Origin of the sequence: Terrabacter sp. GCM10028922, from assembly GCF_042666095.1 — a bacterium.
Lineage (GTDB): Bacteria > Actinomycetota > Actinomycetes > Actinomycetales > Dermatophilaceae > Terrabacter.
Map to the genome: position 1 here is coordinate 114,575 of NZ_JBHTFG010000009.1, position 11,245 is coordinate 125,819.

Annotated in this window: 7 protein-coding genes; all 7 read left to right on the plus strand. The window is 70.7% G+C overall.

Going from position 1 to position 11,245, the window contains the following annotated elements; genetic code table 11:
- Nucleotides 1-88: 88 nt before the first annotated feature.
- Nucleotides 89-694 carry a sensor histidine kinase gene (locus ACFQU3_RS09360; protein ID WP_385908981.1) on the plus strand — a complete coding sequence of 202 codons (606 nt, stop codon included), beginning with the start codon at nt 89-91 and terminating at the stop codon, nt 692-694.
- A gap of 8 nt (nt 695-702) precedes the next feature.
- Complete coding sequence (locus ACFQU3_RS09365; RefSeq protein ID WP_385908983.1) at nt 703-1,362, plus strand: response regulator; 660 nt, start codon at nt 703-705, stop codon at nt 1,360-1,362.
- A 63-nt stretch (nt 1,363-1,425) separates the two neighbouring features.
- Nucleotides 1,426-2,073, plus strand: coding sequence for a DNA-binding response regulator (locus tag ACFQU3_RS09370; protein WP_385908985.1), 648 nt, complete (start codon nt 1,426-1,428; stop codon nt 2,071-2,073).
- On the plus strand, nt 2,066-3,277 hold the full coding sequence (locus tag ACFQU3_RS09375; RefSeq protein WP_385908987.1) for a DegT/DnrJ/EryC1/StrS family aminotransferase: 1,212 nt from the start codon (nt 2,066-2,068) through the stop codon (nt 3,275-3,277). The genes ACFQU3_RS09370 and ACFQU3_RS09375 overlap by 8 nt, the downstream gene beginning before the upstream one ends.
- Nucleotides 3,274-4,782 (plus strand): polysaccharide biosynthesis protein, encoded by a 1,509-nt coding sequence (locus ACFQU3_RS09380; protein ID WP_385908988.1) that lies wholly within the window; start codon nt 3,274-3,276, stop codon nt 4,780-4,782. Before ACFQU3_RS09375 ends, ACFQU3_RS09380 begins: the two co-directional genes overlap by 4 nt.
- 42 nt (nt 4,783-4,824) lie before the next feature.
- Nucleotides 4,825-6,282, plus strand: a complete 1,458-nt coding sequence (locus ACFQU3_RS09385) for an RtcB family protein (RefSeq protein ID WP_385908990.1) — start codon at nt 4,825-4,827, stop codon at nt 6,280-6,282.
- 127 nt (nt 6,283-6,409) lie between these two features.
- Nucleotides 6,410-11,179: a PKD domain-containing protein gene (locus tag ACFQU3_RS09390; protein ID WP_385908992.1), complete on the plus strand. Its 4,770-nt coding sequence runs from the start codon at nt 6,410-6,412 to the stop codon at nt 11,177-11,179.
- Nucleotides 11,180-11,245 lie beyond the last annotated feature (66 nt).

Genomic DNA, 11,245 nt, shown 5'->3' on the forward strand with positions numbered 1-11,245 from the left:
AGGGGGATTCGTACAAGTGTTATAGGCGGCCACAGTCGGCTGCCGGGGGGATCGGAAGGCATCGAGAATGTACGAGCACAGTCGAGATGTGCCTGGGGGGAACCGGGAGATCGACACCATCCGCGCGCTGTTCCACGACCTGCGGGAGCCGCTGGCGGCCATCATGCTCTTGTCGGCGTCGCCCAAGGGTGACGTGGACGGCAAGCTGCACGCCATCAGCGAGCAGGCGCAGTGGTTGGCACAGCTGGTGGACTCGAGTCTTGACGACGCAGCGAACGACTGGCTGCAGTGGGTCGGGGCGAACGATATCGCAGAGTGCGTGGCGGCGCGGGCGCGGTCCACGACGACGGCGAGCATCACGGTCAGCGCGCAGGGCGAAGGCTGGGTGTGGGCTCGGCCCGTCGCCCTGAGCAGAGCCCTTGGATGCTTGGTGGACAACGCCGTTCGCGCAGCCGGACCAGACGGGCACGTCGTGGTCGCCGTGGCAGACCGCGGAACCACCATGCACGTCACGGTGCAGGACGACGGGCCCGGCCTGGGACGCATCGGTCACCGGACATCGCTCGGGCTCACGACGGTGCGGGCCATGGTTGCTGCGTGCAACGGCGCCTTCCGTCTCGCCGCCGGCGAGGGCGGCGGAGCCGTCGCCGAGATCGCCCTGCCCACCAGCAGCACTCACCGTGCAGTGTCGTGAGTGGCGTCATGAGACTGGTCGTCGCCGATGACCACGCGCTGATCCTCGACGCCTTGTGCATGGCGCTCGCCGGCGAGGGTCACGACGTCGTGAAGGCGCACTGCCCGGAGGAAGCAGTCGAGGCGGCACGTGTGCACCAGCCAGACGTGTGCCTGCTCGACGCAAGCTTTCCGGAGGGGTCGGGCATCGACGTGATCGCCGACATCAGGGCAGCCTCCAGCGCGACGAAGGTCGTGATGTTCTCGGGCGACGCGTCCGTCCAGATGGTGGCCCGGGCCATCGCGGCCGGCGCGGCCGGGTTCATGCGCAAGGACCGGCCGCTGAGCGATCTGCTCGAAGCGATCGCCATGGCGGCCAGGGGTCACCTCGCGATCGAGCCGACCCTGCTGCAGAGCGCCCTCAGGGCGCGCGACCGGGGCGACGAGCAGCTGTGGATGCTGACCTTCCTCACGGACCGCGAGTGGCAGGTGCTGCGCTGTGTCGTGGACGGCCTGAGCACGATCCAGATCGCGGCGGCCCTCCAGGTGCGGCCCAGCACGGCCCGTACCCACGTGCAGAACGTCCTGGCCAAGCTCGGCGTCCACTCGAGGCTGCAGGCGTCTGCGCTCGTGGCAGCGCACGTCAAGGACGTGGCGTGGCCCGCCCACGTCCGGGCGTCATCCTTTTGACGTACTACGAGGTCCCGCGCGCGGTGGGTTCGCTCACGCACCAACGGCGGCAGGCTGCTCCCCATGGACAGTGCGACGCGCGTCGGGATGGTCGACAGCAGACAGGGCTTCGTCGACGCGCTGTGCCGCTGTCTCTCGGAGGCGACCGACCTCGTCGTGGTGGGGACCGCCCCGTCCCTCGACCTCGCTGCCGAGTGCGGTCTCTTCGGTGCCTGTGATGTCCTCATGCTGGGCCTCGACGAGAGCACGCCCATGGCCCGGCTGCTCGACCTGTCGGCGGCGCACCCGCTGCTCGGGATCGTCCTCATCGCGGATGCCGACGACGAGCCCCTGCTCCTCGATGCCATCGCCTCCGGGGCCAGGGGCTGGCTGACCCGGCAGGACGGGCTGGAGGAGCTCCTGGCCGCCGTGCGCGACGTGGGCAGGGGCGAGTCGTACTACCCGACCGAGCCCCTGCGAGCGCTCCTCGTCTCGCGCCTCGATGATCAGGGCCGGGCAGCGACCCTTGCCACCCACCCGCTGACCCGGCGCGAGTCGGACGTGCTGTCCTGTCTCGCGGCCGGGATGAGTCGACGGCAGGTGGGCGAGGCCCTGGATCTGTCCGACAACACGGTGCGCACCTACGTGCGGCGCATCCTGCGCAAGCTCCACGTCCGTTCCGCCCCGGCCGCGATCGCCTTGAGAGCGGATCTGGAGAAGAGCCATGGTTGAGCTGGCCCGCAGGGCTGCGACGGGATCAGCCGAGAGCGTCGCCGGGTCACGGCCTCGCTCGGTCCCCTTCACGCGCACGTACATCTCGCCCGAGGCGGGCCAGGCCGTGCTCGACGTCCTCGCCACGGGGTGGATCACCTCCGGGCAGCAGGTCGTCGAGTTCGAGACTGAGTTCGCCCGGTACCTCGGGGTCGACGACGCCGTGGCCGTGAGCTCGTGCACCGCGGCCATCGAGCTGTCCCTGCGAGCCCTGCAGCTCCCACCGCGGTCGAAGGTGCTCATGTCGGCCATGACCTTCTGTGGCGCCGCCGCTGCCATCGCGCACGCGGGGCACGTCGTCGTGCTGGCCGACGTGGACGACGTCACGGGTATGCCGTCACCGAGCACCGTCGCGGCCGCCGCCGCGGAGTGCGACGGTGTCGACGCGCTCGTCGTCGTCCATCTCGGCGGCCTGCCGACCGACGTGCGAGCCCTCGCCGAGGCTGCCGGGGTCGCGATGACGCATGTCGTCGAGGACGCTGCGCACGCGTTGGGCACCTGGGTCGACGAGACACCCGTGGGAACCATCTCCCACGCCACGTGCTTCAGCTTCTACGCGACGAAGAACCTGCCCATCGGCGAGGGCGGCATGGTCACGACCAACGACCCGGCGCTGGCCGCCCGCGTGCGCGAGATGCGCCTGCACGGCATGTCCAAGGACGCGTGGCGCCGCTACCTCCCGGGTGGGGGCTGGCGCTACGACGTGACGGTCGACGGCATCAAGGCGAACATGACCGACGTGCAGGCGGCGATGGGCCGCGCGCAGCTGCGCTGCTTCGACGAGATGCAGGCCCGCCGGCGCGTCGTGGCCGACCGGTATGACGCCGCGCTGGCCCAGGTGCCCGGTCTCCGGTTGCCGGCCCGCCCCGTGACCGGGACGCACGCCTGGCACCTGTACGCCGTACGCGTGATGCCCGAGTACGGGCTCGGCCGTGACGAGCTCATCGACCGGCTGCGCGAGCGCGGTATCGGGACGTCCGTGCACTTCATTCCCGTGCACCACCTGACGTGGTTCAAGCGTCAGTGCGTACTTCCGGCGCGCGGCCTCCCCGGTGTGGATGCCGTGTTCGACCGAACGTTGTCCCTGCCCATGGACGCCATCATCACGAACGCAGAGGTGGACGCGGTGTGTACCGCGCTCGCCGAGGAGGGAGGAGCCTCGTGACCACAGCACTCCAGTACCAGTGGACGCCGGCCGAGCTCGGATTCATACCGACGCTGCAGAAGGGTCTTCGCACGCTCATCGTCGGCGCCGGCGAGGCGGGCCGTGCCCTGGCGCGGGACCTGCAGAAGGTCCCCGACTTCGGCCTGGCCCCGATCGGATTCCTCGACGACGACACCGAGAAGCGCGTCGTGCGTCGGCTTCCCGTGCTCGGCACCCTGGCCGACCTGTTGGCCGTGGCGACCGTCCAGCGCGTGGACGTCGTGCTGCTGGCGATACCGGGGCTCCCGGCCGCGCAGGTCCGGCTGCTCGCCATGACGGCGGCGCGGGTCGGCGCGAGTGTGCGCCACCTGCCCTCGTTCGTGTCCGTGCTGCAGCGCGACGCCGCGGGGACCGACCTGCGCTCGCTCGAGGTGGGCGCGCTCATCGGTCGGCCCGAGATGCACGTGGTGTCGCCCGAGGTCGAGGGCACCATCAGGGGAGCGCGCGTGCTGGTCACGGGTGCCGGCGGCTCGATCGGCAGCGAGCTCTGCAGGCAGGTCAGCGGCTTCCGGCCCGAGCGACTCATGATGCTCGACCACGACGAGTCCAACCTGCACCGGCTCCAGCTGGAGCTCACGGGTGAAGGGCTGCTCGACTCCGACGACGTCGTCGTGGCCGACATCCGGGACGCCGACCGCGTGAGCCAGATCATCGCGGACCTGCGCCCCGACGTGATCTTCCACGCCGCGGCTCTCAAGCACCTGCCCATGCTCGAGCGGCACCCGTGCGAAGGCGTGAAGTCCAACGTGCTCGGCACGCTGAACGTGGTGCGAGCCGCCGTCGCGGCTGACGTGAAGCGGTTCATCCTCATCTCGACCGACAAGGCCGCCGACCCCACGTCCGTCCTGGGCGCCACCAAGCAGCTCGCGGAGCTCCTGGTCAAGCAGGCCGCGTCCTCCGGGGGCCGAACGGTCGTGGCCGCAGTTCGCTTCGGGAACGTGCTGGGCAGTCGCGGGTCGCTGCTGTCCGTGCTGGCCGAGCAGATGCGCAACGACGAGCCGGTCACGGTCACCCATCCGGACGTCACCCGTTTCTTCATGACGATCGAGGAGGCGGTGGGGCTCGTGCTCGAAGCCGCGCACCTGGCCCAGGGCGGGGAGACCTTCGTGCTCGACATGGGCAAGCCGGTGCGCATCATCGACCTCGTCGACAACTACGCGCGCCAGATCGGGTTCGCCGGACACGACGTCCGGTTCACGGGACTGCGGCCCGGAGAGAAGCTTCATGAGGCTCTCTTCGCCTCGCACGAGCAACCCGTCCCCACCACGCATCCCCGGATCTTCAGCACGGCGTCCACCGACATCGACCCCGACTTCGGTGACCACGTGGAGGTGCTCTTCCAGGCGGCCTCGCGCAACGCCGCGGAGGACGTGAAGCGCCAACTGGCAACGATCCTGGGCAACTACGAGCGCCCCGCGGACGACGCGCCGCGGCAGTCGGCCGTGATCTACCCGGACGACTTCTGACCAGCACGCACGACCGAAGACCAGACGAGGAAAGAGGACAACGTGGACCTGACCGTCATCAGCGCAGGCGCCGGCGTACACCCGGATGCCGCTGCCGCGCCGACCGCACGTGTCTTCGACGGCCCCGGCATGGCTGCCGACGAGGCAGTGCTCCGGCGGCTGGAGATGGGGGCGGTCGGGCTCGACCTCGCGGCGCCACCGGTGGTCCTGCCGGACTTCCACCACAAGCGTGCGATGGAGATGCCGTCGAGCATCGCCGTCGCGACCCTCGGCACGATCCGCCCCACCTTCACCAGCTCGTCCGTGAACTGCGGGATGGCCCTCATCGCCCTCGACTGCGACCGACCCGCGGAACGGGCCATCGGCGAGTTCTACCGGGCCGTCAGGGAGCGCTACCCCTACCCGACCCGGGGTGGCCGCGAGCTGACGCGCGACGAGGTCGTGGCGTCGGCGGTCGACGGCGCCAGGTTCGCCGCCGAGCGGTGGGGCGTCGACTCGAACGAGCTGGAACGGATCGAGGAAGGTGGCCGCGTCGACCTCGAGCAGTGGGGCGGGGGCGCCCGACTGCGCCGTGAGATGCCCGCACTGACCTGGCAGCTGGCGCGGCTCCGGTTCGGCACCATCGGCCCGTCGAACCACTTCGTCGAGCTGCAGGAGGTCGAGGAGATCCTCGACCCCGAGATGGCCGAGCTGCTGGGCGTGCGCGAGGGCCAGATGACGCTGCAGTACCACGCAGGAGGGGGTGTGCTCACCGGCGAGATCGGCCACCTCTTCCAGCGCCGGCGCGACACGGCACGGGTCATGCGAGCTGCCATGGCCGTGCAGAAGCCGCTCTTCCACCTCGCCACCTCCCGGTCCGCGGCCCAGCTGCGTGAACGGATGCGGCTGTACTTCGCCAAGGGGTGCGCCCCGGTCGAGCTCGACAGCGACGAGGGCCAACGGCTCATGCTCGCGAACGCCGCGGCTATGAACTACGGGTACGCGTTCCGGCTCGCGACCTACGGAGCGCTGCGCTCGATCGCCCAGCGGGTCTTCGGCGGCGAGATGGGACGTCTCATCGTGGACTCCCCGCACAACTCGATCTACGAGGAGCAGGTCGGCGGCCGGCGCGCGGTCGTGCACCGACACAACTCGTGCCGGGCCTTCCCCGCCAGCCAGATGCCCGAGGGCACCGTGTTCGCACGCACCGGCCAGGCCGTGCTCCTCCCCGGAACCCACCGCACGTCCTCGTACCTCGCCGTCGCCGGCGACCGCAGCGCCGACAGCCTGCACTCGGCGTGCCACGGCGCGGGGACGGTCATCGACCAGTTCGAGAAGGACGGCCGTTCCGTCCTGGACCCCTCGGGCCGTCACACCCTCCGCTTCCGTTACACCGACGAGGACCCGACGCGGGCCCCTCACCTCGACGACAACGGCGTCAACGCCGCGATGAGCGTGCTCTCGAGCCACCGCATCGTGCGACCCGTGGCGCGGATGCGCCCGTTCGCCGTCCTGCACTGACCCCGACGCCGATGCCGGACGGCGGTAAGCCGTCAGAGACCGGCCCCCGCACCCGATAGCCCACACGAAGACAACCCAGACCGAGCACCGCCGACTCGTCCGAGAGCGGCACCAGATGGAGGACCCCATGCACCGTCGAGGCCTGACTGGCACCGTCGCCGTGTTCGCGCTCGCGCTGGGCACCACCCTCGTCTCCGCAGCCCCAGCGGCCGCCGCGACGACGTACTGGGTGGACAACACCGACACCGCGTGCAGCAACACGGGCACCGGGACCCAGACGACACCCTTCTGCACCATCAGTGCCGCGGCCACGAAGGCGACGGCGGCGGGTGACGTCGTCAACGTCCGTCCCGGCACGTACCCGGAGCAGGTGACCCTGAACGGTTCGGGCGTCGCTGGCTCGCCCATCCGGTTCGTCGCCACGGCCCCGGGCGTCCTCGTCCTCGGCACGCGGGACGTGTCGGCCGGACCGTGGACCGACGCGACGGGTGGCGTGTGGAGCACGCCGTACGCGCCGCCGAGCCCGCCGCGGCAGGTCTTCGTCGACGGGACGAGACTGGCGATGGTCACCTCGCCAGCCGCCATGACGAGCGGGTCGTTCTACCACGACAACGTCGCCAAGGTGCTCTATCTCAACGTGGGTGGGCCGTCCCCGAGCGGCAGCACGGTCATCGCCGGTGCGCAGACGTACGGCTTCAACGTCTCGGGCAGGTCGAACATCGAGATCTCCGGCTTCGACACGCGCGGCCAGAACAACGCGGGCGTGCGGATCACCGCCAGCAGCGGCATCTCGGTGGACCACGTCTCGAGCACCGAGAGCGGCATCAACGGCGCGCTCGTCGAGGGGACGAGCTCGAACGTCGTCCTGACGTCGCTGACCGTCAGCCGTAGCGCATCCATCGGCATCAAGCTCACAGCAACGACGGGGTCGCGCGTGTCCGGCAGCACCGTCAGCGCGTCCGGGCTCCACGGCATCTCACTCCAGGGTGCCTCCGGTAACACCGTCGAGGGCAACGACTCCTTCGGGAACGTCGTGCCATCGGGCACGAGCACCGCCGCGGGTATCGACGTCAACTCGACGTCTCCGGACACCGTGGTCCGGGGCAACCTGGTGCACGACAACCAGGACTCCGGCATCCAGGTGTACAACGGGTCCGCGCGGACCCTCGTCGTGCGCAACGTCAGCTACCGCAACGGTGACCACGGCTTCGACACGCAGGCCGCCGTCGACGTGCGGTACGTGTCCAACACCGCCTACGGCAACCGGAAGGACGGCTTCTCGATCGAGGGCCTCAGCACCGGGGCGACCCTGCGCAACAACATCGGGGTCGACAACGGCCTGGCCACGGCGGAGAACAACCTCTTCGTGGAGCAGACGTCCATGTCGGGCTTCTCGGCGGACAGCGACCTCTTCTGGAACAGCAGCTGGGTGCCGGCGATCCGGATCGGCCTGACGCGCTACCGCACGATGGCGGAGTTCAACCAGGGCACCGGTCAGGAGTCCTCGGGGCTCGGCCAGGACCCGCAGTTCGTCGACGCCGCCGCGGGCGACCTCCGGCTCGCGGCACAGTCCGCCGCGATCGACTCCGCCGACGCGGGCGCCGCAGGCTTCGAGACCGTCGACCGTGTGGGCACCAGCGTCACCGACGACCCGACTGTCGTCGACAGTGGGGCCGGCACGCCGAGGTACGCCGACCGCGGCGCCCTCGAGCGGCTCCCGAAGGCGGGCGACTCCGCGACCAACGCTCCGCACGCGGCCCTGGTGGTCTCGACGACGACCGGGCAGGTCCCACCGGCGGTGCACGTGACGGCCGACGCGACGGGATCGAGCGACGTGGACGGCGCCGGCATCACGGCATACACGTTCGACTTCGGAGACGGCACCGTCGTGGGGCCGCAGGCCTCCGGCACCGCCTCGCACGACTACATCACGAGCGGTACGCACGTCGTGACCGTCACGGTCACCGACGCCGGTGGGCTCACGTCGACCGACGAGGTCGCCGTCGCGCTGGCAGACCGACCCCTGGTGACCTACCACGTCGACAGCGCATCGCCCTCGTGCTCTGACTCCGGCAACGGCACGACGACCCCCTTCTGCACGATCAGCCGGGCCGCGAGCCTGGCCCTGGCCGGGGACTCCGTCGTCGTCGAGGCGGGTGACTACCGCGAGCAGGTCACGCCGGCGAACGACGGCATGGCGACCGCGCCCCTGACCTTCCGCGCCAACGGGCTGGCACGCGTCCTGGGCACGACGAACCTCTCGAACCCCGCCCTGTGGACCGCGACGTCGACGTCGGCCTGGCGCACGTCCCTGAGCTCGCCCTCACCGGTCACGCAGGTCCTGCGCGACGGCGCCCGCCTCTCCGCGGCGTCCAGCGCCACGACGACGACGGCCGGCTCGTTCTTCTTCGACGCGTCGGGCTCCACCCTCTACGTCGACCTCGGCGGCTCGAACCCCGGCAGCTCCGGTGCGATCGAGGCCTCGACCCGGACGTACGGGTTCAAGCTGTGGAGCTCGGACTCGGTTGTCGTCGACGGGTTCTCGTTCGTCGGCCAGAACGGTGTCGGCGTCAGCATCCAGGACTCGGTGGGCATGGTGGTCTCGTCGGTCGCCGTCACGAGCGCCTCGAGCCACGGCATCTCGTCCGACCGCTCCGCCGGCACCCGGGTGTCCGGGTCGACGAGCACGGGCAACGGGTCGATCGGCATCCGCGTGTCCACCGGCTCGGCCGCCGTCGTCACCGGGAACACCGTGTGGGCCAACGGCTACCACGGGATCAGCATCCAGAGCAGCCCGGGCGCCCGCGTGGCGGGGAACGTGTCGCACGACAACGCGCACCCGACCCAGCGTGTCGCCGCCGGCATCGACGTCAGCCTCGGTTCGACCGGCGCGACGGTCGAGGACAACACGTCCTACTCCAACCAGGACTCCGGCATCGAGATCTACACCGACTCCGACAACGCCACGGTTCGGCGCAACCTCGCCTACGACAACGGCGACCACGGACTCGACTGCCTCCGGTCGGCGGGAGACCGGGTCATCGGCAACACCGTCGTGGGCAACAGCGCCTCCGGGATCAACCTCGAGGGCGGCTGCTCCGGATCCGTCGTGGCCAACAACATCAGCGTCGACAACGCCGTCGGCAGCGACCGGACCGTCGGCGAGATCCGCCTCGACGAGGTCTCGACCCCCGGGTCCGTCGTCACCCGCAACGTCGTGTTCATGTCGGCAGGCGGCCCGCTCTACGAGTGGGACTCGGCCCCGTACGACACCGTCGACGCGTTCCGTGCCGCCAGTGGGCAGGGCGCGGCCGACATCGGTGCGGACCCGCGGTTCGTCGACCGCGCGGCCTCCGACCTTCGCCTCCAGGTCACCTCTCCTGCAGTCGACTCGGCCCACCTGGGCATCGCCGGCGCTTCAGTGGACGACCACGACGGCGTCGCCCCGGTGGACGTCGTGGCGGTTGCGAACACCGGAGCCGGCAGCCCGGCATACGGCGACCGCGGTGCCCTGGAGTACACCGGTGCGGACCAGTCCACCGATGGTCCGGTCGCCGCACTCTCGGCCAGCCCGGCCAGCGGCTTCGCGCCACTCTCCGTGACGCTCTCTGCGGCGGGCACGACGGCCGGAGGCAGCCCGATCACCGGCTACACCTTCCGGTGCGGCAACGGGACCACCGTCGGCCCGCAGGCCAGCGCCACGGCGCCGTGCACCTATGCCGCTGTCGGAGTCTTCACTGCCTCGGTCGACGTGACGGACGCAAAGGGCTTCACGTCCTCTGCCACGGCGACGGTCACCGTCGGTAACAACGGGGCGCCGGTCGCGAGCCTGTCCGCCTCGCCGTCCAGCGGGCAGGCCCCGCTCACGGTCACCTTGGATGCCACGGGCTCGAGCGACCCGGAGGGGAACAGCCTCACCTACACCTTCAGCTGCGGCAACGGCTCCGCAGCCATCGGGCCCCAGTCGGCGGGCACCGCGAGCTGCACCTACTCCTCGTCCGGGACGCTCACCGCGTCGGTCACCGTGACCGATGACGCCGGCGCCACCGCGAGCGACAGCACGACCATCTCGGTCTCGTCGAACCTGCCGCCCACCGCCCGGCTCGCGGCCAGCCCGACGAGCGGTGTCGTCCCGCTCGTCGTGGCCCTCGACGCCGCGGGGTCGTCCGATCCCGAGGGTGCTGCGCTCACGTACACGTTCAGCTGCGGCAACGGGACCGCGTCGACGGGGCCGCAGTCCGGCCGCACGGCGAGCTGCACGTACTCGACCGCGGGCACCTTCACCGCCTCGGTGACCGTCACCGACGCCAGCGGCGCAACGGCACAGGCCACGGCCACGGTGACGGCCTCGGCCAACCAGGCCCCCAAGGCGAGCCTGAAGATGACGTCGGCGCCGGCTGCGGTCGCCCCCACGACGGCCACCTTCGACGCCTCGGCCTCGACGGACCCGGAAGGTCGCCCGTTGACCTACACCTTCACGTGCGGCAACGGCACCAAGGTCGGGCCCCAGGCCTCCGCGGTGGCCACGTGCACCTACTCGGCGGGCGGCACGTTCAACGCGAAGCTCACGGTCTCCGACGATGCGGGGCAGCAGGCGTCGAGCCCGAACATCAAGCTGGTGATCGGCACGAACAAGGCGCCCGTGGCGAAGCTCGCCGTGACCTTGTCCTCGAAGACCGCACCCTCGGTCGCGACGCTCGACGCGAGGCAGTCCACCGACCCGGAGGGCACCGCGCTCACGTACACGTACACGTGCGGGAACGGAGTGGTCGTCGGGCCCACCACGACGCCGCAGGCGACGTGCAGCTACTCCACGGCCGGCCGCTACACGGTCACGCTCAAGGTCACCGACGGGGCGGGGCTGTCGGCCACCACGTCGACGACTCTCCGGCTCTAGGGCCTTCTACCCCCGCTGCCTGGCGCCGCGGGACAGGCCGGGACGACCCCACCGACCCCCCCGGGT

Coding starts and splice junctions, on each gene's coding strand:
- ACFQU3_RS09370 (WP_385908985.1), top strand. CDS start 1,426: ATGGACAGTGCGACGCGCGTCGGGATGGTCGACAGCAGACAGGGCTTC.
- ACFQU3_RS09365 (WP_385908983.1), top strand. CDS start 703: ATGAGACTGGTCGTCGCCGATGACCACGCGCTGATCCTCGACGCCTTG.
- ACFQU3_RS09375 (WP_385908987.1), top strand. CDS start 2,066: ATGGTTGAGCTGGCCCGCAGGGCTGCGACGGGATCAGCCGAGAGCGTC.
- ACFQU3_RS09390 (WP_385908992.1), top strand. CDS start 6,410: ATGCACCGTCGAGGCCTGACTGGCACCGTCGCCGTGTTCGCGCTCGCG.